General features: G+C 67.6%; 23 protein-coding genes. 4 read left to right on the top strand and 19 right to left on the bottom strand.

All coding sequences use genetic code 11. From position 1 onward, the window contains the following. Positions 1-243: 243 nt before the first annotated feature. Together nudC and JF542_RS21055 are read left to right on the top strand one after the other, a co-directional pair. Positions 244-1203 carry an NAD(+) diphosphatase gene (gene nudC, locus JF542_RS21060; protein WP_207077307.1) on the top strand — a complete coding sequence of 320 codons (960 nt, stop codon included), beginning with the start codon at positions 244-246 and terminating at the stop codon, positions 1201-1203. A 50-nt stretch (positions 1204-1253) separates the two neighbouring features. Next, positions 1254-1724: an SRPBCC family protein gene (locus JF542_RS21055; RefSeq protein ID WP_007797141.1), complete on the top strand. Its 471-nt coding sequence runs from the start codon at positions 1254-1256 to the stop codon at positions 1722-1724. 7 nt (positions 1725-1731) lie between these two features. On the opposite strand, the gene JF542_RS21050 is transcribed toward JF542_RS21055, so the two are convergent. The 3 genes from JF542_RS21050 to JF542_RS21040 are packed head-to-tail and all read right to left on the bottom strand — an operon-like array spanning position 1732 to position 5251. Further along, positions 1732-2370: an ATP-binding cassette domain-containing protein gene (locus JF542_RS21050; protein WP_207077306.1), complete on the bottom strand. Its 639-nt coding sequence runs from the start codon at positions 2368-2370 to the stop codon at positions 1732-1734. Then, a complete protein-coding gene (locus tag JF542_RS21045) occupies positions 2363-4045 on the bottom strand; it encodes an ABC transporter permease (RefSeq protein ID WP_207077305.1) in 1683 nt (560 codons plus the stop codon). Before JF542_RS21045 ends, JF542_RS21050 begins: the two co-directional genes overlap by 8 nt. Before the next feature lie 3 nt (positions 4046-4048). Further along, on the bottom strand, positions 4049-5251 hold the full coding sequence (locus JF542_RS21040) for an ABC transporter substrate-binding protein (protein ID WP_007797150.1): 1203 nt from the start codon (positions 5249-5251) through the stop codon (positions 4049-4051). A 168-nt stretch (positions 5252-5419) separates the two neighbouring features. Here JF542_RS21040 and JF542_RS21035 point away from each other — a divergent pair, with 168 nt between their 5' ends. Beyond that, on the top strand, positions 5420-6019 hold the full coding sequence (locus JF542_RS21035; RefSeq protein WP_207077304.1) for an SAM-dependent methyltransferase: 600 nt from the start codon (positions 5420-5422) through the stop codon (positions 6017-6019). A gap of 19 nt (positions 6020-6038) precedes the next feature. On the opposite strand, the gene JF542_RS21030 is transcribed toward JF542_RS21035, so the two are convergent. The 13 genes from JF542_RS21030 to JF542_RS20970 form a co-directional block, all read right to left on the bottom strand. After that, positions 6039-6740, bottom strand: a complete 702-nt coding sequence (locus JF542_RS21030; RefSeq protein ID WP_207077303.1) for an HAD-IA family hydrolase — start codon at positions 6738-6740, stop codon at positions 6039-6041. Then, positions 6737-7414, bottom strand: coding sequence for a phosphoglycolate phosphatase (gene gph, locus JF542_RS21025; protein WP_007797160.1), 678 nt, complete (start codon positions 7412-7414; stop codon positions 6737-6739). The genes JF542_RS21030 and gph overlap by 4 nt, the downstream gene beginning before the upstream one ends. Positions 7415-7455: 41 nt before the next feature. Further along, positions 7456-8010: a thioredoxin family protein gene (locus JF542_RS21020; RefSeq protein ID WP_207077302.1), complete on the bottom strand. Its 555-nt coding sequence runs from the start codon at positions 8008-8010 to the stop codon at positions 7456-7458. Between the two features lie 3 nt (positions 8011-8013). Further along, positions 8014-8715 (bottom strand): ribulose-phosphate 3-epimerase, encoded by a 702-nt coding sequence (gene rpe / locus JF542_RS21015; protein ID WP_207077301.1) that lies wholly within the window; start codon positions 8713-8715, stop codon positions 8014-8016. Further along, positions 8712-9644, bottom strand: a complete 933-nt coding sequence (gene cbbX, locus JF542_RS21010; protein ID WP_207077300.1) for a CbbX protein — start codon at positions 9642-9644, stop codon at positions 8712-8714. Before cbbX ends, rpe begins: the two co-directional genes overlap by 4 nt. Positions 9645-9741: 97 nt before the next feature. Continuing rightward, on the bottom strand, positions 9742-10161 hold the full coding sequence (locus tag JF542_RS21005) for a ribulose bisphosphate carboxylase small subunit (RefSeq protein WP_007797172.1): 420 nt from the start codon (positions 10159-10161) through the stop codon (positions 9742-9744). Between the two features lie 78 nt (positions 10162-10239). Then, entirely contained in the window at positions 10240-11703 is a 1464-nt protein-coding gene (locus tag JF542_RS21000) for a form I ribulose bisphosphate carboxylase large subunit (RefSeq protein ID WP_207077299.1), read from the bottom strand. A 37-nt stretch (positions 11704-11740) separates the two neighbouring features. Beyond that, positions 11741-12820 carry a class II fructose-bisphosphate aldolase gene (gene fba / locus JF542_RS20995; RefSeq protein WP_207077298.1) on the bottom strand — a complete coding sequence of 360 codons (1080 nt, stop codon included), beginning with the start codon at positions 12818-12820 and terminating at the stop codon, positions 11741-11743. A gap of 13 nt (positions 12821-12833) precedes the next feature. Beyond that, the gene (locus tag JF542_RS20990) at positions 12834-14042 is read right to left on the bottom strand and encodes a phosphoglycerate kinase (protein ID WP_207077297.1); all 1209 of its coding nucleotides are present in this window, start codon (positions 14040-14042) and stop codon (positions 12834-12836) included. Continuing rightward, entirely contained in the window at positions 14042-15043 is a 1002-nt protein-coding gene (gap, locus tag JF542_RS20985; protein ID WP_207077296.1) for a type I glyceraldehyde-3-phosphate dehydrogenase, read from the bottom strand. The genes JF542_RS20990 and gap overlap by 1 nt, the downstream gene beginning before the upstream one ends. A gap of 17 nt (positions 15044-15060) precedes the next feature. Beyond that, positions 15061-17046, bottom strand: coding sequence for a transketolase (gene tkt / locus JF542_RS20980; protein WP_207077295.1), 1986 nt, complete (start codon positions 17044-17046; stop codon positions 15061-15063). Positions 17047-17059: 13 nt separating this feature from the next. Further along, positions 17060-17932 (bottom strand): phosphoribulokinase, encoded by an 873-nt coding sequence (locus JF542_RS20975; protein ID WP_207077294.1) that lies wholly within the window; start codon positions 17930-17932, stop codon positions 17060-17062. Positions 17933-17951: 19 nt separating this feature from the next. Next, positions 17952-18959 carry a class 1 fructose-bisphosphatase gene (locus JF542_RS20970; protein ID WP_207077293.1) on the bottom strand — a complete coding sequence of 336 codons (1008 nt, stop codon included), beginning with the start codon at positions 18957-18959 and terminating at the stop codon, positions 17952-17954. 100 nt (positions 18960-19059) lie between these two features. On the opposite strand from JF542_RS20970, the gene cbbR reads away from it, so the two are divergent. Beyond that, a complete protein-coding gene (gene cbbR, locus JF542_RS20965) occupies positions 19060-19995 on the top strand; it encodes a LysR family regulator CbbR (protein ID WP_207077292.1) in 936 nt (311 codons plus the stop codon). Between the two features lie 68 nt (positions 19996-20063). On the opposite strand, the gene JF542_RS20960 is transcribed toward cbbR, so the two are convergent. The 3 genes from JF542_RS20960 to JF542_RS20950 all read right to left on the bottom strand — a co-directional run bounded on the left by JF542_RS20960 (position 20064) and on the right by JF542_RS20950 (position 23035). Next, the gene (locus tag JF542_RS20960; RefSeq protein WP_207077291.1) at positions 20064-21377 is read right to left on the bottom strand and encodes a TRAP transporter large permease; all 1314 of its coding nucleotides are present in this window, start codon (positions 21375-21377) and stop codon (positions 20064-20066) included. A 1-nt stretch (position 21378) separates the two neighbouring features. Next, positions 21379-21909, bottom strand: coding sequence for a TRAP transporter small permease (locus tag JF542_RS20955; protein WP_207077290.1), 531 nt, complete (start codon positions 21907-21909; stop codon positions 21379-21381). A 154-nt stretch (positions 21910-22063) separates the two neighbouring features. Beyond that, positions 22064-23035 (bottom strand): TRAP transporter substrate-binding protein, encoded by a 972-nt coding sequence (locus tag JF542_RS20950; RefSeq protein WP_207077289.1) that lies wholly within the window; start codon positions 23033-23035, stop codon positions 22064-22066. Positions 23036-23047 lie beyond the last annotated feature (12 nt).

The following is a 23047-nucleotide window of genomic DNA, read 5'->3' as shown; positions in this document are numbered from 1 at the left end:
GGCTCTCCTGCTGGTGCGATTCGCTCTTAGTCCAGTTTTCCAACACCAAGATCACACGAGAAGACAAAACGCCCGGACTCAACCTTCGGGAGAGGCTTCCGTCGGGGAAGCGGTCTCGGGAAACAGGTTTGCCACGTCGCGGCGGGCATGTCATGGGATTCCATGGGCCGATTGGCTCGATCGGACGGGTTTGCCATGGGAACCCTTGGGCCGGCGCGACGCAGAACAGGGGGCAGGGCGAACATGAGACACGCGGAAGAGGTGACATTCGGCGGATCCGGGCTCGACCGGGCGGCAGAGCTGCGCGGCGACATTCCGGCGCTGGCGGCGCTGATGCAGGCCCCCGAGACGCGCACGATCCTGCTCTGGCGCGGCAAGGTGCTGATGTTGCAGGACGGATCAGGCCTCTGCCGGTTGCCGCTCGATCACCCGGTGCTGGCGGAGGCGCGCGGCGAGCCGCTGTTCCTTGGTCGCGAAGACAGCGGTGCCATCTTCTCCCATGACATCTCGGGCTGGGAGCCGGAGGGCGAGGCGCCCGGCGAGGGCGGCTTCCTCGACAGCACCGAGCAGGCCCATCCGGCCTGTCCCGGGGCGCACTTCGTCGAGCTGCGGGCGCTGCTGACCCAGCTCACCCCGCGCGACGCCGAGCTTGGTGCCACCGCCCGCGCGCTGTTTGGCTGGCACCAGAGCCACGGCTTCTGCGCCCGCTGCGGCACCAAGAGCGATGTGTTCATGGCTGGCTGGCAGCGCATCTGCCCGTCCTGCGGTGCCCATCATTTCCCACGCACCGATCCGGTGGTGATCATGCTGATCACCCGCGGCAATGCCTGCCTGCTGGGCCGCTCGCCGGGCTGGCCGGAGGGGATGTTCTCGTGCCTCGCGGGCTTCGTCGAGCCGGGCGAGACGCTGGAGGCTGCGGTGCGCCGCGAGGTGGTCGAGGAGGCCGGCATCAAGGTCGGCGCGGTGCGCTACCTGGCCAGCCAGCCCTGGCCGTTCCCGGCGTCGTTGATGATCGGCTGCCATGGCGAGGCCGAGAGTGACGAGATCGAGATCGACCCGAACGAGATCGAGACCGCGCGCTGGGTCAGCCGCGAGGAACTGGCCGCCGCCTTCGACGGCTCGAACCCGGGCCTGCAGCCTGCAAGGCGCGGCTCGATCGCGAATTTCCTGCTGCGCAACTGGCTTGCGGACCGTCTGGATTGAGGCAAGACTGACCGCCAACACACCCACGGACAGAACGGGGCAGAGAGCAGATGGAATTCACCACCCGCGAGGACATCGAGGCGCCGCTCGAGCAGGTCTTTGCACAGGCCACCAATTTCGAGCAGATCGAGCGCCAGATCATGCGCCGCAGCATCGACGTGCGCCGCACGTCCGAGGGCGGGGCCGGCACGGCCCGTGGCATGAGCTGGCAGGCCACGTTCGGCTTCCGTGGCAAGACCCGCACCACCGATGTCACGCTGACGGAATACGATCCGCCCAATGCGCTCAGCTATCACGCCGTGTCTGGTGGGCTGGAGATCGTGACGCAGATCGACTTCGTGGCGCTGTCGCGCAGCCGGACCCGCGTCGGGATGAAGGTCGAGCTGCTGCCCAAGACGCTGTCGGCGCGGTTGATGGTGCAGTCGATGAAGCTCGGAAAGTCGGGCATCGAAAAGCGCTTCCGGGTGAAGATGGCAGAGTACGCCAAGGAACTCGAGGACCGGCTCAAGCGCGCCTCCTGATGAGGTTCTAGGCGCCGAGCTCGATCACCGCACCGCCTGCTGCACAGGCATCCTCGCGGTCGTGGGTCACCAGAAGCACCGGCAGGCGCTGGGCCTTGGCGCGGGCGAAGACCAGCTCGCGGATCTGGCCGCGCCGCGCCGCATCCAGACGTGAGAACGGCTCGTCGAGCAGCAGCGCGCGGGGTTCGGCCAGCAGCGTGCGCATCAGCGCCACACGGGCCTTCTGCCCGCCCGAGAGCGTGGCGGGATCGCGCGCTGCAAAGCCCTCCAGACCGATCTCCTGCAACGCGCTGTCGATGCGCTTGCGCCGTGCCGCGCGGCCGCGCAGCGAGGGCGTCAGCCCGAAGGCGAGATTGCCGCCGACCGAGAGATGCGGGAACAGCAGCTCGTCCTGAAACAGGATGCCGATGCTTCGCCGCTCGGTGGGCAGGGCGGTGACGTCCTCACCGTCGAGCAGGATGCGCCCCGAGAGCGCGAAGGCCGGATCGAGCGCACCGGTGATCGCGGCCAGCAGCGTCGACTTGCCCGAGCCGGACGGGCCCATCACGGTGAGCACTTCGCCGGGCGCCACATGCGCGTCGAGCGCCACCATGCAGCGCCCGCCAAGGCGGATCTCGAGCGTGTCGAGCCTCAGCCCGTCAGCCATGTTTCAGTCCTTTCCGATTGCGCCAGACCAGCGCCGGGATCAGCAGCGCCAGCGCGAAGGGCAGGAAGGCGGCGGCAGTCTGTGCCAGCGCAGTGACCCCGATCACCCGCCGCGCCCCGCCTGAGGCGAGCGCCACCGCCTCGGTGGTCAGCGTCTGGACCCGCCCGCCGCCAAGCAGCAGCGTCGGCAGGAACTGCCCGATTGAGACCGCGCAGCCCACCGCCACGGCGGTCAGCACCGGGCGCAGCAGCATCGGCAGGCGCAGGCGCCAGAACACCCGCGTCGGGCTGGCACCGAGCGCGTGGCCGACGATGGCATTGCGCCGGTCCCAGCCGCGATAGGGATCGGCCAGCGACAGGAACACGTAGGGCAGGACAAAGATCACATGCGCCGCGATCACCGCCGTGATCGTGCCATCGACCCCGCCCACCAGCGCGAGAATCTGCAACCCCGGCAGGAAGGCGATCTGCGGCACGATGAGCGGCAGGTAGAGCAGCCACAGCGCCCGCGCCGAGGGCCGCAGGCCAAAGCGGTGCTCTGCCTCGAGGCAGGCCAGCACCAGCGCCAGCGCCACCCCTGTGGCGACCAGCGCGATCAGCGCTGTGTCTGCGGCGGGTGAGAGCAGCTGCGACCCCTGCTTCATCCAGCTCTTCGCGGTGAATGCGTCGGGCAGCATCGCCGGGAAGCCCCAGAATCCCGCCACCGACCAGACGCCGAGCGCCGTTAGGCCGAGGATGATCGCCAGCGCCGAGAGCGCGCCCGCCCCGAAGGAGAGCGCGCGCAGCGGCGCATCGTGCCGGGCGCGTCCGCCGGCCTCGATCCAGGCCCGCCCGATCCGCGCCACTGCCATCTCGCCCAGCCGCCAGAGCCCCAGCGCGCCCAGCGTCAGCACCAGTTGCAGCAACGCCCCGGCCGCAGCGCGCAGGCGCAGCGCGAGATCGGGATCGTTCATCCAGCGCAGCAGCTGCACGGCCAGCGTCGGCGGCGTGTTCGGTCCGAGGATCAGCGCCACGTCGACTACGCTCATGGAGAAGGCCAGCACCGCGTAGACCGGCAGGCGGATTTGCGGGTAGAGCCTCGGAAACACGGTCTTGAGCCAGCCGGCGCTGCGCCCGTAGCCCAGGCTGCGCGCGGTGGCGAGGCTCTGGCCCGGGCGCAGCGCGGGCAGGGCGGCCAGCGTCATCAGCAGCAGGAAGGGCAGCTCCTTCACCACCAGCCCGGCGATCAGCGACAGCCCCCACGGGTCCTGAAGGATCAGCAGATCGGGCGGACGCTCCCAACCCAGCAGCTGCGCCAGCGCGCGGGCGATCCAGCCCGAGGGCGCGATCAGGAAGGCGAGGCCGAAGGCTGCGGCGGCGTGCGGCACCGAAAGGAGCGGCGAGAGCGCGCGCTCGAGCCAGCGAAAGGCGCGGGTGCCCTGCCAGCCGGCGCAGATCAGCATGGTTAGCGCCAGCGCCAGCAGGGTCGAGCCGAGGCCGGTACCGAGGCTCAGTGCCACCGCACGCGGCAGCCCCGGCCAGGCGGCGAGCTCGGAAAATGGCATCAGCCCCGGCTCGACCCGCCCCAGCGCCGGCATGATGCCGAAGGCGGGCAGAAGCGTGCCCGCCAGCCCGGCGAGCACCGGGCCGAGCATCACCAGCAGCGTCAGGGCCGGGGCGCGCCGCAGCAGGGACATGGATTATTGCGCGACGCCGTAGCGCGCGGTCCAGTCCTCCTCGAGCTTCACCATCCACGACGGGTGCGGCTCGGGCAGGGTTTCGCCCAGCTCCTCGGGCTTCAGCGTCGCCGGGCCGAACTCGATGCGGTCGAACAGCAGCAGCTGCTCGGGCTCGAGCGCGGCCACGTCGAGCACGGTGCCGAGGCCCCAGACCTCGGGGTCGGCCATGCGGGCCTGCGCCTCTGGCGAGAGCAGGATGTCGGCCACGACCATGGCGCCGGCCTTGGCGTTGGCGTTGTAGGGGATGGCGACGAAGCTGGCATTGCCCAGCGTGCCGCCGTCGTGCACGTGGCTGCGCACGCTGTCGGGCAGCTGGCCGTTGGCGATGGCGTTGGAGGCGGCGTTGGGATTGAAGTCGAAGCCGATGTCGATCTCGTTGTCGGCCATAAGCTGCACCAGCCGCGCGCCGTTCTGCGGATAGGCGCGGCCCTGCCGCCAAAGGTTCGGCGTCAACTCGTCCATGAAGGCCCAGAGCGGCGCGGTGGTGGCCTCGTAATCGGCATCTTCCACCGGGCCCTCAAGCGCCATCATGTCTGGCGAGAACTCGATCAGCGCCTGTTTCAGGAAGGTTGCGCCGAGGAAATCGGGGGGCTGCGGAAAGGTGAAGCGGCCGGGATTGGCCTGCGCCCAGGCCAGCAGCGTGGGCATGGTGCGCGGCGGCTCGGGCAGGCGGGCGCTGTCGTGGAAGAACACCAGCTGCGCCATACCCCAAGGGCTTTCCATGCCATCGGTCGGAACGGTGAAGTCGGCGCTCAGGGCGCTGTTCTGGGGATCGGTCAGGGCGCGGTTGGGCAGCGCCTCGGCCCAGGGCCCGAACAGCAGGTCCTGCTCCTTCATCGAGGCGAAGTTCTCGCCATTGATCCAGATGAGATCGATCGCGCCGCCCTCGTCCTTGCCGGCGGTCTTCTCGGCCAGCACCCGGCTCACCGCCTCGGCCGTGTCGGTGAGCTTCACATGCTCAAGCGTCACGCCCTGCTCGGCGGCCTGCTCGCCGATCCAGGTGATGAAGTCGTTGATCACGTCCGAGCCGCCCCAGGCGTTCCAGTAGACGGTCTGGCCCTGCGCCTCGGCGGTCACCGCATCCCAGTCGGCGGGATCGGGATCGGCCAGGGCCGGCATGGCGAGCGCGGCCGCGAGGGCTGCGGCGGCTAGCATGGGTTTCATCTGGGATCCTCCCGGGTAAGTGCAGTGTTTTGCCAAATTTTTCAGAGCTTATGGCAATGGCGTGCGGCTGGCGTCAAATGACTTTCCGGTGGGGAAGGTTACAGCCCCGCGCTTGCAAGGGCGCGGCGGCCGGCTACCATTCCGGCAGGTCAGCAGGGAGACGTCAGAATGTGGGAAGAGCGCTTCAACACCGAGGACTACGTCTTTGGTCGCGCCCCGGCGGCGTTCCTGCTCGCACACGCGGAGTGGCTGACGCCCGGTGCAAGCGCGCTGTCGGTGGCCGATGGAGAGGGGCGCAACTCGGTCTTCCTCGCGCAGAAGGGGCTTTCGGTCACCGCATGGGACGGCGCGCCCTCGGCGATCGCCAAGGCACGCAAACTGGCGCAGGAGGCCGGGGTCGAGGTCGACTATCAGGTCGCCGATCTCGAGGCGTGGGATTGGCCCGAGGCCGCCTATGATCTCGTGCTCGGCGTGTTCATCCAGTTCGTCGGTCCCGAGGCGCGGGCGCGACTCTTCGGGCGCATGGTGCGGGTGCTGCGGCCTGGCGGCGTGCTGATGCTGCACGGCTATACGCCGAAGCAGCTCGACCATGGCACCGGCGGGCCGAAGGCGCTTGAGAACCTCTATACCGAAGCGCTGCTGCGCGAGGCCTTCGCCGGGCTCGAAATCCGGGTGCTGGAAAGCTACGAGGCAGAGCTTGACGAGGGTCACGGGCACAAGGGGGTGTCTGCGCTGATCGACCTCGTGGCGGTCAAACCCGCCGGCTGAGGGCATATCGGGAGGGGCGTCAGGCCCCCACGGAGAGCGCGTCGCGGATCCGCGACGGCAGCTCACCCGGGGCCAGCGAGGCGACGATCTCGGCGCCGGCGAAATCCTCGCCTGCGGTATAGACCGAAGGCGTCACCAGCACTGCAATCCCCGCGCGCTGCGCCGAGAGCACGCCGTTGCGGCTGTCCTCCAGCGCCAGAACCTCGCCTGACGGCAATCCCAACCGCTCCAGCGCGAGCGCGTAGACATCCGGCGCCGGCTTCTTCGTCGCCACCTCGTCGCCCGCCGCGATCACGTCGAAGAGCTCCGCCGCAGGTTTGCCCCAGCAGCAGCGGCAGAGCGCCTCGACATTGGGCCGGCTGGTGGTGGTGGCGATGGCGAGCCGCATCCCGGCCCCGCGTGCCGCCACCATCAGCGCCTCGACCCCCTCCCGCAGGGCCAGCCCGCCGTTTTCTAGGATCTCGACGTAGCGGCGCGTCTTCGCGGCATGGAGCGCCGCGATGTCCAGCCCCGCATCGCTCTTCCCGCTTTCGGCGAGAAACGCCCGAATCCGCTCCTTGCCGCCGGTGGTCTTCAACAGCCGGCGATAGTCCTCTCGGCTCCAGTGCCAGCCAAGACCCGCGTGGTCGAAACTGTCGTTGAAGGCCATCCGGTGTGCCTCCTCGGTCTCGGACAGCGTGCCGTCGACGTCGAAGATCAGCGCCCGGAGCGGCGTGCTCATGCCTCGACCGAGGCGCCGTGGCGGGCAACAAGATCCGGCAGTTGGTCGAAATGGTCGAAGATGTAGGTGTGGTAGAGCTCCGAGATCGGCGTCTTGCGGTAGCCCTCGGTATAGAGCGCGAAGGGCAGGCCGGCGCGCCGGGCGGTCTCGGCATCGACCTCGCTGTCGCCGATGTAGAGCGCCGTGCCGTCGCCGAGGGCGCGCGCCACGTGGTGCAAGGGCGCCGGGTCGGGCTTGCGCTCGGGCAACGTGTCGGCGCTTGCAACCGCCTGCATGAAGCGATCGAGCCCGAAATGCCGCAATGCGATGCGCGTGGGCTCGCCCGGCTTGTTGGTGCAAAGCCCCATCGGGTGACCCGCCGCCTCGAGCCGGGCCAGCGCGTCGACCACGCCGGGATAGAGCACCGTGTTGGCGGGCTCGCCCTCGTAATGCTCCATGAACTTGGCCAGCAGGCGGGCGTGTTCGTCCGGGTCATCGCCCAGCCCGACCGCCGTCATCACGCGGCTGATGAGATTGGCAGCACCCTTGCCGATGAAGCTGCGCGCCTGCGCGAAGGTGATCTCGGGCAGGCCCTCGTCGCGCAGCACGAGATTTGCGGCAAGGTGCAGGTCGGGGGCGCTGTCGATCAGTGTGCCGTCGAGGTCGAAGACGAGGGCGGTCCGGGGAGCGGTCATGGGCGGTCCTTCGTGGCTTTGGGGCAGGGTGGGCTCGCGTCTCAGGCGGGCTTCCACTTGATCGAACAGCCCATCGAGGGGATCTGTTCCTTCGGGCCATGCCCGGTCTCGGCGACCTGTTTCATCGCTTCATAGAGGTCTCGGCGCAGGTCGGCGGGGCCCGCCTCCCGGCGCGAGGCGTCGAGCCGGCCGCGATATTGCAGCCCGCCCGATGCGTCGTAGCCGAAGAAATCCGGCGTGCAGGCGGCATCGTATGCGTGGGCGACGCCCTGTCCCTCGTCGTAGAGATAGGGGAAGGGAAAGTCCTTCTCCGCCGCCATCGCCTTCATGTTCTCGAAGCTGTCCTGCGGATAGGCCTCGGCATCGTTGGCGCTGATCGCCACCACGCCGATGCCCATCGCCTGCAGGTCGCGGGCATCGCGGATGATCCGGTCGAGCACGGCGAGCACGTAGGGGCAGTGGTTGCAGATGAACATCACCAGCGTGCCCTTCGGCCCGGCGACGTCGCGGAACGTGTGGCTCCGGCCGTCCGTACCCGGCAGCGAGAAGCCGGGGGCGGGGCGGCCGAAATCGCAGACGGGCGGGACGACCGGCATGGCTCAGGCCGCCTTCACGCGGGCGCCCTCGGCGGCCTCGCGGATGGCACGCATGTTCTGGCCGTAGACCTCGGGCGTGTCGACCGAGCCGCCCTTGAACACGGCAGAGCCCGCGACCAGCACGTCGGCCCCGGCCTCGACCACCAGCGGCGCGGTCTCGGGCGTGATGCCGCCGTCGATCTGGATGTGAATCGGGCGGTCGCCGATCATCTGGCGGATCTTGCGGGTCTTCTCGACGCCGGAATGGATGAACTTCTGCCCGCCGAAGCCGGGGTTCACCGTCATGATCAGCACCATGTCGCAGAGGTCGAGCACGTCGGCCACGGCTTCGGCCGGGGTGCCGGGGTTGAGCACCACGCCGGCCTTCACGCCCTGCGCGCGGATCGCCTGCAGGGTGCGGTGGATGTGCGGGCCGGCCTCGACATGTGCGGTGATCATGTCGGCACCGGCCTCGGCATAGGCCTCGATATAGGGATCCACCGGTGCGATCATCAGGTGCACGTCCATGAAAGTCTTCACATGCGGGCGGAACGCCTTCACCGCAGGCGGGCCGAAGGTCAGGTTGGGCACGAAATGCCCGTCCATGACGTCCACGTGCACCCAGTCGGCGCCCTGCGCCTCGATGGCCTGGATCTCGGCACCGAAATTGGCGAAATCTGCCGACAGGATCGACGGGGCGATCTTGATCGAACGGTCGAAGCTCATGCGCATGTCTCCCTTTGCGCGCGGTCCACGTCGAGCCCGCCCCGGAAGACGCGGCTGGCGCGGATGTCCGCCTCCGTGATGGTGCTCAGCGCCGTGGCGTCGAGCGGGCCGTCCGAGGTCTCGAACAGCCGGTTGGCCTGCCGCAGCCGCGCCCGGTCGAGCGCATTGCGGATCGAGCGCGCATTGGCGAAGTGCGGCTGCGCGCGTCGCTGCCCGATATACTCCTCCATCGCACGCTTGCCACCCTCGTCAAAGACGTAATTCTGCTCCGCCAGCATGATCTCGGCGATGCTCTCGAGCTCGTCATCGCTGTAATCGGGAAACTCGATGTGATGCGCGATGCGCGAGCGGAAGCCCGGGTTCGATTCGAAGAACCGATCCATCCGGTCGGCATAGCCCGCCAGAACCACCACGAGATCGTCGCGGTTGTTCTCCATCACCTGCAAGAGGATCTCGATCGCCTCCTGGCCGTAATCGCGCTCGTTCTCGGGCCGGTAGAGATAATAGGCCTCGTCGATGAACAGCACGCCGCCCATCGCTTTCTTCAGCACCTCCTTGGTCTTGGGCGCGGTGTGGCCGATATACTGCCCCACCAGATCGTCGCGCGTCACCGTCACGAGGTGCCCCTTCCGCACGTATCCCAGCCGGTGCAGCAGGTCGGCGATCTTCAGCGCCACCGTGGTCTTGCCGGTGCCGGGATTGCCGGTGAAGCTCATGTGAAGCGTGGGCGTCTCGGTCGCCAGCCCCATCTCGCGCCGCGCCTTGTCGACCAGCAAGAGCGCCGCCGTCTCCTTGATGCGTTGCTTGACCGGGGCGAGCCCGATCAACGTCTCGTCGAGTTCGCGCAAGATATCCTTCACGCCCGACTCCTCGTAGGAGGCGGCCAGGTCCACGCTCGAGGGTGTCATCTCCTTGGTCTCGGCATTCATGGGCGGATCCCCTGTCTTCTTCTGGCTGAAAATATCCTGCGGGGGGTCCGGGGGGCGCAAAGCCCCCCGGTCCGGCGTCTGTCGTCCCGCAAGCGGCTCAGGCGTAGCGCGCGCCCTCGGGCTCGCGCACGGCGTAGCTCTCGATGGTGTAGCGGATCTTGCGGCCCTCGGCCTCCTGCCGCACCACGCGGAAGCCCGGCTCCTCGGCGGGGCGGTTGACGATGAAGCTCATGCGGATCGATTCCCAGCCGGCGCTGGCATCGAAGGCCAGCACGCGGATGTATTTCGAGCCGTGCTCCTTGCGGCACTCGTTGACCTCGTAGACCACCGCCGCGGCGTCGGGATTGTCGAACATCGGGTGGCCCCACATCTCCCAGTAGCTGTTCCGCGGGTGGGGATCGTCGGTGTATTCCACCGACACCGCCCAGCCATTGTCGATGGCGTATTGCGCCTGGGTGCGGATGTCGTCGTCGGTGAGGTCGGGGAGAAAGCTGAACTGGCCCTGTCTCAGTCGCATGTCATGTCCTTTCAGAGGGTCGGGCTGATGCCCGTGAAACGTTAAGGGGAGGGGGCGCGGCTGCGCCCCCGCACGGGCTCACATCGAGACGTCCGGCGTCGGGGCGAAGTCCGGCGCGTCGGTCGAGGCGTAGTCGAAGGTGACGTCCTTCCAGGTGTCGAGCGCCTGCTTCAGCGGCGTGCAGGTGCGGGCCGCGTCGCGCAGGATGTCCTCGCCCTCGTTCCAGATGTCGCGTCCGGCATTGCGGGCGAAGACCATCGCCTCGAGCGCCACCCGGTTCGCGGTGGCGCCGGCCTGGATGCCGTGCGGGTGGCCGATGGTGCCGCCGCCGAACTGCAGCACCACGTCCTCGCCGAGATAGGTCAGGAGCTGATGCATCTGACCGGCATGGATGCCGCCCGAGGCCACCGGCATCATCTTGTTGAGCGACGCCCAGTCCTGGTCGAAGAAGATGCCGTTCTCCAGCGCCATCGGGTTATGTTCCTCGCGGAAGATGTCGTAGTAGCCCTTGGTGGTGGCCGGATCGCCCTCGAGCTTGCCGACGACGGTGCCCGCGTGCAGGTGGTCGACGCCCGCAAGCCGCATCCACTTGGCGATGACCCGGAACGACACCCCGTGCGAGCGCTGGCGGGTGTAGGTCGAGTGTCCGGCGCGGTGCAGGTGCAGGATCATGTCGTTGTCACGGGCCCACTTGGCCATCGACTGGATCGCGGTGTAGCCGATCACCAGGTCGATCATCACGATGACGCTGCCAAGGCTCTTGGCGAACTCGGCGCGCTCGTACATCTCTTCCATCGTGCCGGCGGTGATGTTGAGATAGGTGCCCTTGACCTCGCCGGTGGCGGCGGAGGCGCGGTTCACCGCCTCCATGCAGTAGAGGAACCGGTCACGCCAGTGCATGAAGGGCTGGCTGTTGATGTTCTCGTCATCCTTGGTGAAATCGAGCCCGCCCTTGAGCGCCTCATAGACCACCCGGCCGTAATTGCGCCCCGAGAGGCCGAGCTTGGGCTTCACGGTGGCGCCGAGCAGCGGCCGTCCATAGACGTTGAGCCGCTCGCGTTCGACCACGATGCCGGTGGCCGGGCCCTGGAAGGTCTTCACGTAGGCGGTGGGCAGGCGCATGTCCTCGAGGCGCAGCGCCTTGAGCGGCTTGAAGCCGAAGACGTTGCCGATGATCGAGGCCGTCAGGTTGGCGATCGAGCCGCCCTCGAACAGGTCGAGATCATAAGCGATGTAGGCGAAGAACTCGCCCTCGCTGTTGGGCACCGGATCGACCCGGTAGGCCTTGGCGCGGTACTTGTCGCAGGCGGTGAGCCGGTCGGTCCAGACCACCGTCCAGGTGGCGGTGGAGCTTTCGCCAGCCACCGCGGCGGCGGCCTCGACCGCATCCACGCCATCCTGCGGGGTGATGCGGAACAGCGCGATGATGTCGGTGTCCTTGGGGGTGTAGTCCGGCTCCCAATAGCCCATCTGGGCATATTTCATCACGCCCGCGCTGTAGCGTTTCTTGGCGTCGGTCACGGTCTTGGCATCGTCCAGCATGGTTTTCTCCTCCTCTGGATGCGTCTTTCGGGTGGCGTCAGGCGGCGTTGGCCGCGGCAATCTGCGGGTCGAGCGCGCCGCTGGCGTAGCGGCCCGCCATGTCGTCGAGCGAGACGGGGCGGATCTTGGAGGCCTGCCCGGCGGTGCCGAAGCGCTCGAACCGGTCGCGGCAGAGCGCGCGCAGCTCCTCCATCGCCGGCGCGTTGAATTTGCGCGGGTCGAACTCCTCGGGCTTTTCCTGCGCGATGCGGCGGTACTGGCCGGTCATCGCCATGCGGCAGTCGGTGTCGATGTTCACCTTGCGCACGCCCATGCGGATGCCGCGCTCGATCTCCTCGACCGGGACGCCGTAGGTTTGCGGCATGTGCCCGCCATTGGCGTTGATCAGGTCCTGCAGCGCCTGCGGCACCGAGCTCGAGCCGTGCATCACCAGGTGCGTGTTCGGCAGCTTCTCGTTGATCCGGCGAATGGTCTCCATCGACAGGATGTCGCCGTCGGGCTTGCGGGTGAACTTGTAGGCGCCGTGCGAGGTGCCGCAGGCGATGGCAAGCGCATCGCACTTGGTCGCCATGACGAACTCGACCGCCTGATCGGGATCAGTCAGCAGCTGGTCGTGGCTGAGCTTGCCCTCGGCGCCGGAGCCGTCCTCGGCCGCGGCCTCGCCGGTTTCCAGCGAGCCCAGAACACCCAGCTCACCCTCGACCGAGGCACCGACCGCGTGGGCGGCGGTGGTGACGCGGCGGGTGATCTCGACATTGTACGCGTAGGAGGCCGGGGACTTCATGTCCTCCTCGAGCGAGCCGTCCATCATCACGCTGGTAAAGCCGTGCCGGATCGCCGAAAGGCAGGTGGCGTCGTTGTTGCCGTGATCCTGATGCATCACGATGTGGTTCGAGGGGAACATCTCGGCCAGCGCCTGCACCATGTGGCGCAGCATGATGTCGCCGGCGTATTTCCGGGCCCCGCGCGAGGCCTGCAGGATGACCGGGGCGTCGCAGGCCTCGGCCGCCTCCATGATCGCGAGGCCCTGCTCCATGTTGTTGATGTTGAAGGCGGGCACGCCGTAGCCGTTCTCGGCCGCGTGATCCAGTAATTGTCTCAGCGTTATCAGTGCCATGGTCGGTCCTCCCTCAGGCCGCTTGCTTGGGCGCGCAAAGCGCCGCGATGCCGGGCAGCGTCTTGCCTTCCAGCCATTCCAGGAATGCCCCACCGGCGGTGGAGACATAGGTGAAGTCGCCGGTGACCCCGGCGGCGTTGAGCGCCGCGACGGTGTCGCCGCCGCCCGCCACGGTGACGGCGCGGCTCTCAAAGCTGAGCTTGGCCGCCTTGCGGGCCACCGCCACGGTGGCGGCGTCGAAGGGCGGGATCTCGAACGCGCCCAGCGGGCCGTTCCAGAGGATGGTGTGAGCGTGGTTCAGCCGCGCCATGAAGGCCTCGGCTGATTGCGGCCCGGCATCGAGTATCATCGCGTCGGCGGGGCACTGGTCGGCGGGCACCGTCTCGCAGGGGGCGCCGGCGGCGAATTCGCGGGCGACGACCACGTCCTCGGGCAGCAGGATCTCGCAGCCCGCGGCCTCGGCCAGTGTCTCGATCTGGCGCACCGTGGCGACCTGATCGGCCTCGTGCAGCGATGTCCCCATCCGGTAGCCGCGGGCATAGAGGAAGGTGTTGGCCATGCCGCCGCCGATGATCACCGCGTCGAGCTTGCCGACGAGGTTCTCCAGCACCGAGATCTTGGTCGAGACCTTGGCCCCGCCGACCAGTGCCACCGATGGGCGCTCGGGCGCCTCGAGCGCCTGCGTCAGCGCGGTCATCTCCTCGACCAGCAAGGGGCCGGCATAGGCGGGCAAGTGCCCGGCGACAGCGGCGGTGGAGGCATGTGCCCGGTGGGCGCAGGAGAAGGCGTCGTTGACGTAAAGATCGCCAAGCCGCGCCAGCTCTGCCGCGAAGGCGGGATCGTTGGTCGTTTCGCCGGGGTTGTAGCGCAGGTTCTCGCAGAGCAGCACCTCGCCGTCGCGCAGCTGCTGCGACAGCAGAACGGCGCTGTCGGTGGCGCAGTTGTCGGAGAACCGCACCGGCACGCCGAGCGCCTCGGAAAGCGCCGGGCGCAGCTTGTCGACCGAGAAGGACGGGTCGAGCTCGTTGGGCTTGGGCCGGCCGAAATGGGTCAGGATGACCAGCCGGGCCCCCTTGGCCAGCAGCGGTTTCATGCCCTCGGCAAAGCGGGTGATGCGGGTGGCATCCGAAACCCGGCCGCCCTCCACAGGCACGTTCAGGTCGGCGCGCACCAGCAGGCGCTGGCCCGCGACCTCCGCCTCGGTGATCGGGGTGACGCGCATCACAGCAGCCCTCCCATCGCCACGGCGGTATCGGCCATTCGGTTCGAAAAGCCCCACTCGTTGTCGTACCAGGTCAGGATGCGGACCATGCGGCCGTCCATCACCTTGGTCTGGTCCATGTGGAAGACCGAGGAATGCGGGTTGTGGTTGAAGTCGATCGAGACGTTGGGGGCGTCGGTGTAGCCGAGGATGCCCTTGAGCGGCCCGTCCGCGGCGGTGCGGATCGCGGCGTTGACCTCGTCGACCGAGGTATCCCTTGCCGCCTCGAAGACGAGGTCCACCACCGAGACGTTCGGCGTTGGTACGCGGATCGCGACGCCGTCGAGCCGTCCGTTCAACTCGGGCAGCACGAGCCCCACCGCCTTGGCGGCACCGGTGGAGGTGGGGATCATCGACTGCGCCGCGGCGCGGGCGCGGTAGAGATCGGAATGCATGGTGTCGAGCGTCGGCTGGTCGCCGGTGTAGCTGTGGATCGTGGTCATGAACCCCTTCTCGATGCCGATGGCGTCGTTCAGGGCCTTGGCGACCGGAGACAGGCAGTTGGTGGTGCAGGACGCGTTCGAGACCACGAGGTCGTCCGAGCCCAGCGTGTCGTGGTTGACGCCGTAGACGATGGTCTTGTCGGCGCCCGCCGCCGGAGCCGAGACGAGCACCCGCTTGGAGCCGTTCTTCAGGTGCAGCGCCGCCTTGTCGCGGGCGGTGAAGATGCCGGTGCATTCCAGCGCGATATCGACATCGCCCCAGGGCAGGGCGGCGGGATCGCGCTCGGCGGTCACCATGATCGGGCCGCGGCCCAGATCGATGCTGTTGCCCGAGACCGTGACCTCGCCGGGGAAGCGCCCGTGCACGCTGTCGTAGCGCAGCAGGTGGGCGTTGGTCTCGACCGGACCGAGATCGTTGATGGCGATCACCTCGATATCGGTGCGGCCCGATTCCGCGATGGCGCGGAGCACATTTCGCCCGATACGGCCGAAGCCGTTTATCGCAACCGTGACAGTCATTGATGTCCCTTTGTCTTTTATTTCAGGTCTTTGGCGAGGCCGGCGACGGCCTCTGCGGTGATGCCGAAATGGCGGTAGAGCTCACTTGCCGGGGCCGAGGCACCAAAGCCGGTCATGCCGACGAAGCCGTCCTCGGGGCGCAGCATCAGGTCCCAGCCCTGCCGGATCGCGGCCTCGATGCCGATGCGCGGGGCCTCTCCCAGCACCGCGGCGCGGGTCTCGGGCCGCGCTTCGGCAAAGAGCTCGAAACATGGGGCCGAGACCACCGCGGCCCGAATGCCCTCGGCCTCCAGCAGATCGGCGGCGTCGAGCGCGATCTCGACCTCGGAGCCGGTGGCGATCAGCGTCACGTCGCGCTTTCCCGGGTCGCGGAGCACGTAGGCGCCGCTGGCGGTGAGGTTGGCGTCGGTGTGGCGGGTACGTACCGTGGGCAGGCCCTGACGCGACAGCGCCAGCGTGCTCGGGCGACGGGTCTCGGTCATGGCGATCTGCCAGGCCTCGGCGGTTTCGACCGCGTCGGCGGGGCGGAAGACGAGGTGGTTGGGCATGGCGCGCAGCGAGGCGATGGTCTCGACCGGCTGATGCGTCGGGCCATCCTCGCCGAGGCCGATGCTGTCATGGGTCATGACGTAGACCACCGGCACGCCCATCAGCGACGACAGCCGCATCGCGGGCCGGCAATAATCGGCGAAGGCGAGAAAGGTGCCGCCATAGGGCTTGAGCCCGCCATGCAGCGCGAGGCCGTTCATCGCCGCCGCCATGCCATGCTCGCGGATGCCGTAATGAATGTAGCTGCCGGCATAGTCGCCCGGTTTGACGGGGCTCTGGCCCTTGGTCCTGGTATTGTTCGAGCCGGTGAGGTCGGCGGAGCCGCCCACGGTATTCGGGAGCGTGCCGTTGACCACCTCGAGCGCCATCTCGCTGGCCTTGCGGGTCGCGAGTTTGGGGGCGTCGGACGAGAGCCGGTGCTTGTAGGCGCAGATCGCCGCCTCGAGTGCCGCCTTGTCCGCCGGGCCATGGGCGGCGCGGAAGGCGTCGGCGTTGGGGCTGTCGAAGAGGCGGCGGCTCCATGCGGCGCGGGATGAGGCGCCGCGCGCGGCCACGGCGCGCCAGCCGTCACGCACCTCGGCGGGGATCTCGAACGGCGCATGCGGCCAGCCGAGCGCCTCGCGGGTGGCGGCGATCTCGTCGGGCCCAAGTGGCGAGCCGTGCACGCTGTGGCTGCCCTGCATGGTGGGCGCGCCGTAGCCGATGATCGTCTTGCAGGCGATCATCGAGGGGCGCGGGTCGCTGCGGGCCGTCTCGATGGCGGCGGCGACCGCCTCCTTGTCATGGCCATCGACGGAGACAACGTGCCATCCGGCGGCCGCGAAGCGCGCCGTCTGGTCAGTGGAGGTCGAGAGGTCGGTGCCCCCGTCGATGGTGATCCCGTTGTCGTCCCAGAGGACGATCAGGCGGGAGAGGGTCAGGTGTCCGGCGAGGTCGATGGCCTCGTGGCTGATGCCTTCCATCAGGCAGCCGTCGCCGGCGATGACATAGGTGAAATGATCGACCAGATCAGAGCCGAACCGGGCATTCATCATGCGCTCGGCCAGCGCCATGCCCACCGCGGTCGAGATGCCCTGACCGAGCGGGCCGGTGGTGGTCTCGATGCCCTTGGCATGGCCGTATTCCGGGTGCCCGGCGGTGCGGCTGCCAAGCTGGCGGAAGCGCTTGAGCTGCTCGATGGGCATGTCGTCATAGCCCAGCAGGTGGTTGATCGCGTAGACCAGCATCGAGCCATGCCCGGCGCTCATCACGAAGCGGTCGCGGTCGGGCCAGCTGTGGTCCCTGGGATCGACGGTCATGAAGCGGTTGAACAGCACGGTGGCCACGTCGGCCATGCCCATCGGCGCACCGGGATGGCCCGAGTTCGCCGCCTGCACCGCGTCCATCGCGAGGGCACGGATGGCGTTGGCCATGAGGTCTTCGGTGGTGGTCGGGATCGCTTGCTGAATGGTCATCGGACGGGCTCCTTCAGGCACGCTTGGATTCATGGACGAGGCGCTGGACCATCGGGGTGAAGATCAGCTGCATGGCGAGATCCATCTTGCCACCCGGGATGACGATCGAGTTGGCCCGGCTCATCCACGAGTTCTGGATCATCGAGGTCAGGTAGGGGAAATCGATCCCCCTCGGGTTCTTGAAGCGGATCACCACGAGGCTCTCGTCGGCGGTGGGGATCCAGCGGGCGATGAACGGGTCGGACGTATCGACCACCGGCACGCGCTGGAAGTTCACGTCCGTCTCGACGAATTGCGGGCAGATGCAGTGCACATAGGCGTGCATCCGGCGCAGGATGGTGTCGGTCACCGCCTCGGTGGTGTAGCCGCGGCTGGCCTTGTCGCGGTGGATCTTCTGGATCCACTCGAGATTGATCACCGGCACCACGCCGATCTTGAGATCGGCCAGCGCCGAGAGATTTACCTCGTCGTTCTTCACCGCGCCGTGCAGGCCCTCGTAGAACAGCAGGTCGCTGCCGTCGGCAAACGGCTTCCAGTCCGTGAAATGGCCCGGCGGTGTGTCGTGGCGCTCGGCTTCTTTCTCGTCGTGGATGTAGTGGCGAGTGCGGCCGCTGCCGGTCTCGCCATAGGTGCGGAAGATGCTTTCGAGTTCGCCGAGCTCGTTGGCGTCATAGGAGAAATGCGAGAAGGTCTCGTCGCCGGCGGCCTTTCGGCTCTCGAGCTCGGCCTTCATGTCGGCGCGGTTGTAGCGGTGGAAGGCGTCGCCCTCGATCGACACCGCGCTGATGCCCTCGCGGCGGAAGATCTGGTCGAAGGTCGCCTTGACCGTGGTGGTGCCGGCGCCCGAGGAGCCGGTGACCGAGATGATGGGATGCTTCTTGCTCATGGAACTTTCCTGACGGGTCTCAGACGCGGAACAGGCCGCGGTGACCGAAGAGGGCGGAGACTTCCTGCTCGGGCAGGTCGTGATAGGCGGTGACGCGGTCGACCTTGGTGGTCGAACCGAAGACGAAGGGCGTGCGGGCGTGGAGGCTCGCGGGCACCTTGTCGAGGATGCGGGTGGTGGCGTCGGTGGCGCGGCCCTGCGCCTGCTCGATCAGCATCGCGATCGGGGCGCATTCGTAGACCATGCGCAGCCGGCCATCGGCATAGCCCGGGCGGTCATCGCGGGGGTAGAGGAACAGCCCGCCGCGCACGAGGATGCGGTGGGTTTCGGCCACAAGCGAGGCGATCCAGCGCATGTTGAAGTTCTTGGCGCGCGGCCCCTCACTGCCGGCGAGGCAGTCGTCGATATAGGCGCGCACGGGCCTTGCCCAGTGGCGGTAATTCGAGGCGTTGATCGCGAATTCGGCGCTTTCCTCGGGAATGGTCAGCCGGCTGTTGACCAAGGTGAAGAGCCCGGTCTCGAGGTCGAGCACGTAGTCCTGCACACCGTCGCCGAAGGTCACCACCATCATGCATTGCGGGCCATAGATGATGTAGCCCGCTGCGATCTGCTCGTGGCCCGGGCGCAGGAAGCTGGGCTCGCCCGCCTCGCCGGCCTCGCGGATCGAGAAGATCGTGCCGATCGAGACGTTGGTTTCGATGTTGGACGAGCCGTCGAGCGGGTCGATGGCCAGCGCCAGACGACCGGCGGGGTCGAGCTCGATGACGCGGTCCTGCTCTTCCGAGGCGTACCAGCGGATGCCGGTCCCGCGCAGGGCGGCGGCAAAGGCGGTATCGGCCATGACGTCGAGCGCCTTCTGCTCGTCACCATCGGCATTGTCGCCCACGGCGGCGGCCAGCTGGCCGGCGAGTGGGCCGCGGGCGATGTGCCGGGCGAGATCGCGGCCGACCCGGCCGATGGCTTCCATGGCGGGGCGCAGACGGGCCGGGATTGGCGCATCGGCGGAATAGGGGTTGCGGTCGGTCATCAAGGCCTCCTCCTCCTCGACGGGTGACTGAGACTTGATCTTCCCGATTGGCGCTTGTTAGAAAATTTAAAACTTCTGATCTTGTTTTAGGAAAACTTGAATGCGCAGATTGGCCTCGCTGACCTTCAAACAGCTCCGCGCCTTGGAAGCCGTTGATCGGACAGGCTCAATTTCCCGCGCGGCGGAGGAGTTGGGGCTCAGCGCCCCGGCGGTTCACAGCCAGCTCAAGGCGCTGGAGCAGACCTTTGGCTGTGCCATGCTGTCGCGGGACGGGGCCGGCCCGTTCGCCGCAACCCCCGAAGGCGAGGCGCTCTTGCTCGCCCATGAGCGGGCCGATGCGGGGTTCCGGCTCGCCCTGCGCCGAATCGATGCGCTGCAGAAGGGCATGGCCGGGACGGTGGTGCTGGGCGTGGTCTCGACAGGGAAGTATTTCGCGCCGGCCATCGTGGCGCGACTGCGCAAGGCCTGCCCGGAGATCGAGGTGCTGCTTCAGATCGGCAACCGCGACGCCATCATCGGCGCGCTGCAGGACGGGGCACTCGACCTGGCGATCATGGGCCGCCCCCCGCGCGAGCCGGTGCTCGATGCGCTGTCGCTCGGGGATCACCCGCATGTGCTGATCGCGCCGCCGGATCATCCGCTGGTGGGCGCGGCCGAGATCACCCCGGACGAGCTCCTGCGGGAGACCATCCTGATGCGCGAGCAGGGGTCAGGCACACGCATCCTGGCCACGCGCTTTCTCGACCGGATCGGAGAGGGCAAGACCTATGAGCGCGCCGAGATGGGCACCAACGAGACCATCAAGCAGGCGGTGATCGCCGGGTTGGGGGTGGCGCTGATCTCGTATCACACGGTGGTGGAGGAGCTGCGCAGCGGACGGCTGGTGACGCTGGACCTGCCGGGGCTGCCGATCATGCGGCACTGGTTCCTGCTGCATCCGGCAGAGACGCCACTCAGCGGGGCGGCGCGCACGGTCTGGCAGTTCATCGCGACCGAGAAGGACAGCTTCCTGCCGCACTGGCCGCCCGAGGGATGAGCCCCAAGATTTTTCGTACGAAAAATCTTGGGGGCAAGAATTTTAGCTAAAATTCTTGGGCGCGCCGTTCAGCCGGCGGGTCCTTTGCGGATGTTGTCCGGCAGCCAGGTGGCCAGCTCGGGGAAGGCGATCAGCACGAAGACCATCACCACCATGATCAGGAACATCGGGATCGCCGCCTTGGCGATGAAGTTCATCTCGTGCCCGGTCATGCCCTGCAGCACGAAGAGGTTGAAACCGATCGGCGGGGTGATCTGCGCCATCTCGACCACCACGACGATGAAGATGCCGAACCAGATGATGTCGATGCCCTGCGCCCGGATCATCGGCTCGACCACGGCCATGGTCAGCACCACCGACGAGATCCCGTCGAGGAACATGCCGAGGATGATGTAGAACACGAGGAGCGCCATCAGCAGCTCGAAGCGCGACAGCTCCCAGCTGGCGATCAGGTCGGCAAGGCCGCGCGGGATGCCGGTGAAGCCCATCGACAGCGACAGGAACGAGGCCCCGGCGAGGATCAGCGAGATCATCGCCGAGGTGCGCACCGCGCCCATCAGGCTCTCGCTGAAGCTCGACCAGCTCAGCGAGCCTTGCGTTGCGGCGAGGATCAGCGAGCCGATGACGCCGAAGGCGGCGGCCTCCGTGGCGGTGGCGATGCCCATGTACATGGAGCCGATCACCACCAGGATCAGGCAGATCACCGGGATCAGGAAGCGCGAGTTCTTGAGCTTCTCCATGACGCTCATCTTCGGCTCGGGGTCGGGATTGAAGCCCTTCGAGACGAAGGACATCACCGCCACGTAGCCCATGAACATCAGCGCAAGCACAAGACCGGGGAAAACGCCCGCCATGAAGAGCTTGGTGACGCTCTCGTTGATCGTGACGCCGTAGACGATGAGCGTCAGCGAGGGCGGGATCATCAGCCCGAGCGTGGCGGCGCCGGCCAGCGTGCCGATCACCATGGTCTCGGGGTAGTTGCGCTTGCGCAGCTCGGGGATCGACATCTTGCCCACCGTGGTCAGCGTCGCCGCCGACGAGCCCGAGACCGCGGCAAAGACGGTGCAACCGACGATGTTGGTGTGTACGAGCCCGCCCGGAAGGCGCGCCATCCAGGGGCTTAGGCCGCGGAACATGTCCTCGGACAATCGCGTCCGATACAGGATCTCGCCCATCCAGATGAACAGCGGCAGCGCGGTGAGTGTCCAGCTCGAGGACGAGGCCCAGACCTTGGTGATCATGGCGTCGCCCGCGGGCCGCGAGGTGAAGAGCTCCATGCCGACATAGGCCACGCCCATGAGCGCGAGGCCAACCCAGACCCCGGAGCCCAGAAGCAGGAACAGCACGAAGAGGAAGATGGCGATGGGGATCATCTGCTCCATGTCACTCTCCCTGGCTCTGATCGACGAGATCGGTGGTGATGCCGTGCGATCCGGTGAAGATCAGCCGCACGAGGTGATCCCAGAAGGCGATGGCCAGCAGCACCGTGCCGATCGACATCGAGAGCTGCGGGATCCAGATCGGGGTGGCGTCGAGCCCCTGGCTGAGCTCGTTCCAGCGGTGCGAGATCTGGTTGCCTCGGATGGCGTACCACGCGAACCAAGTCGAGATCGCGGTGCCGATGCCGAAGCACCAGAGCTCTCCCCACCAGCGGAACCGCCCGAGTGCGGTGAGGAACAGCGACACCCGGATATGGGCGCCGTGGTTGAGCGCGTAGGCGAAGGCGAAGAACGACGCCGCCGCCATGCAGTAGCCGGCATAGGAGGTGGCGCCGGGAAACACCTGCCCGTTCCAGCGCGCCAGCATCTGCAGCACGATGATCGAGAGGATCGCGATCAGGAAGAGCGAGGCGATGACGCCCCCGATGAAATAGAGCGTGTCGAGTATGCGCCTGAGCGCCTTCGCGGCGGCCATGTCCTGTCCCTCACTGTTGGTCCTGGCACTTATTATCCTGCCGGGGCAGGGGTGCGCCTTGTCTTGTCGGGATGGCCCCGGGGTAGGGGCCGGAAAGCACAGGCCCGCGCCGTGGCGGGCCTGTGATCTAAGCGGTGCTGTCGCGCCGGGGCGCTTACTCGCCCTTGTAGGCGTTGACGATGGCCTGACCGTCTTCGCCGGCCGCCTCGAGCCAGTCATCGGTCATGGTGGCGCCAAGCTCCTGCAGCTGGCCCATCAGGTGCTCGGAGGCCCGCTCGACCGTCATGCCGTTCTTCTTCAGCTCTTCCAGCGTGAAGCTGGTGTAGTCCTTCGACTTGGCGAGGCCGTCGGCAGCGGCGGTGGCGGCACAGTCCTCCATTACCGCCTTGGACTCGTCCGGCAGATCATTCCACGCGTCGAGGTTCACGAAGACCGCGTTGCGCGGCAGCCATGCGTCGACCTCATAGAAATGCGACAGGTGCTCCCAGACGCCGCGGTCATAGCCGGTGGCCCCCGAGGAGATGAAGCTCTCGGCCACGCCTGTGGCCAGCGCCTGGCTCAGCTCCGCGGCCTCGACCTGCACCGGCAGCATGCCGGTCAGCTCGGCCATGCGCGCGGTCGCGGTGGAGTAGGAGCGGAACTTCACGCCCTTGAGGTCCTCGATGTCCTCGATCGCCATGTTGGTGTAGAGGCCCTGCGGCGGCCACGGCACCGAGTAGAGGTAATGCAGGTTGTCTTCCTCCAGCGCCGAGGCGACGTAGGGCGACGCGATCTCCCAGAGCGCTTCGTGATCGTCGAAGGAGGACACGAGGAAGGGGATCGAGTCGACGCCGTAGAGCGCGTTCTCGTTCTGGTGCGCCGAGAGCAGGCGCTCGCCGATATTGGCCTGGCCCGTCATCACCGCGCGCTTGATCTCGGCTCCGCCGAACAGCGAGCCCGACGGGTGGGTGACGATCTCGAGATCGCCGCCGGTGCCCTCGGTGACGCAGGAGGCGAAGGCCGCGCCGACCTCGGAATGGAAGTTGGTGGCCGCGTAGGCCATCGGCATGTCCCACTTCTCGGCCTGTGCCGCGGCGCCGATCCCGGCCAGCGCGGTGGCGGCGAGCAATGTGTTGATGGTCTTCATTTTCAGACTCCC

This window comes from Salipiger bermudensis (assembly GCF_017309175.1).
Taxonomy (GTDB): domain Bacteria; phylum Pseudomonadota; class Alphaproteobacteria; order Rhodobacterales; family Rhodobacteraceae; genus Salipiger; species Salipiger bermudensis.
Note: the sequence above shows the minus strand (reverse complement) of the source record. Positions and strands in the feature narration are given on the sequence as shown.

Coding starts and splice junctions, on each gene's coding strand:
- JF542_RS21045 (WP_207077305.1), bottom strand. CDS start 4,045: ATGTCCCTGCTGCGGCGCGCCCCGGCCCTGACGCTGCTGGTGATGCTC.
- JF542_RS21055 (WP_007797141.1), top strand. CDS start 1,254: ATGGAATTCACCACCCGCGAGGACATCGAGGCGCCGCTCGAGCAGGTC.
- JF542_RS21035 (WP_207077304.1), top strand. CDS start 5,420: ATGTGGGAAGAGCGCTTCAACACCGAGGACTACGTCTTTGGTCGCGCC.
- gph (WP_007797160.1), bottom strand. CDS start 7,414: ATGACCGCTCCCCGGACCGCCCTCGTCTTCGACCTCGACGGCACACTG.
- gap (WP_207077296.1), bottom strand. CDS start 15,043: ATGACTGTCACGGTTGCGATAAACGGCTTCGGCCGTATCGGGCGAAAT.
- JF542_RS21050 (WP_207077306.1), bottom strand. CDS start 2,370: ATGGCTGACGGGCTGAGGCTCGACACGCTCGAGATCCGCCTTGGCGGG.
- JF542_RS21040 (WP_007797150.1), bottom strand. CDS start 5,251: ATGAAACCCATGCTAGCCGCCGCAGCCCTCGCGGCCGCGCTCGCCATG.
- JF542_RS20975 (WP_207077294.1), bottom strand. CDS start 17,932: ATGAGCAAGAAGCATCCCATCATCTCGGTCACCGGCTCCTCGGGCGCC.
- JF542_RS20960 (WP_207077291.1), bottom strand. CDS start 21,377: ATGGAGCAGATGATCCCCATCGCCATCTTCCTCTTCGTGCTGTTCCTG.
- fba (WP_207077298.1), bottom strand. CDS start 12,820: ATGGCACTGATAACGCTGAGACAATTACTGGATCACGCGGCCGAGAAC.
- nudC (WP_207077307.1), top strand. CDS start 244: ATGAGACACGCGGAAGAGGTGACATTCGGCGGATCCGGGCTCGACCGG.
- JF542_RS20990 (WP_207077297.1), bottom strand. CDS start 14,042: ATGCGCGTCACCCCGATCACCGAGGCGGAGGTCGCGGGCCAGCGCCTG.
- JF542_RS20955 (WP_207077290.1), bottom strand. CDS start 21,909: ATGGCCGCCGCGAAGGCGCTCAGGCGCATACTCGACACGCTCTATTTC.
- JF542_RS20970 (WP_207077293.1), bottom strand. CDS start 18,959: ATGACCGACCGCAACCCCTATTCCGCCGATGCGCCAATCCCGGCCCGT.
- rpe (WP_207077301.1), bottom strand. CDS start 8,715: ATGAGCTTCGACCGTTCGATCAAGATCGCCCCGTCGATCCTGTCGGCA.
- cbbX (WP_207077300.1), bottom strand. CDS start 9,644: ATGAATGCCGAGACCAAGGAGATGACACCCTCGAGCGTGGACCTGGCC.
- JF542_RS21020 (WP_207077302.1), bottom strand. CDS start 8,010: ATGCCGGTCGTCCCGCCCGTCTGCGATTTCGGCCGCCCCGCCCCCGGC.
- cbbR (WP_207077292.1), top strand. CDS start 19,060: ATGCGCAGATTGGCCTCGCTGACCTTCAAACAGCTCCGCGCCTTGGAA.
- tkt (WP_207077295.1), bottom strand. CDS start 17,046: ATGACCATTCAGCAAGCGATCCCGACCACCACCGAAGACCTCATGGCC.
- JF542_RS20950 (WP_207077289.1), bottom strand. CDS start 23,035: ATGAAGACCATCAACACATTGCTCGCCGCCACCGCGCTGGCCGGGATC.
- JF542_RS21005 (WP_007797172.1), bottom strand. CDS start 10,161: ATGCGACTGAGACAGGGCCAGTTCAGCTTTCTCCCCGACCTCACCGAC.
- JF542_RS21030 (WP_207077303.1), bottom strand. CDS start 6,740: ATGAGCACGCCGCTCCGGGCGCTGATCTTCGACGTCGACGGCACGCTG.
- JF542_RS21000 (WP_207077299.1), bottom strand. CDS start 11,703: ATGCTGGACGATGCCAAGACCGTGACCGACGCCAAGAAACGCTACAGC.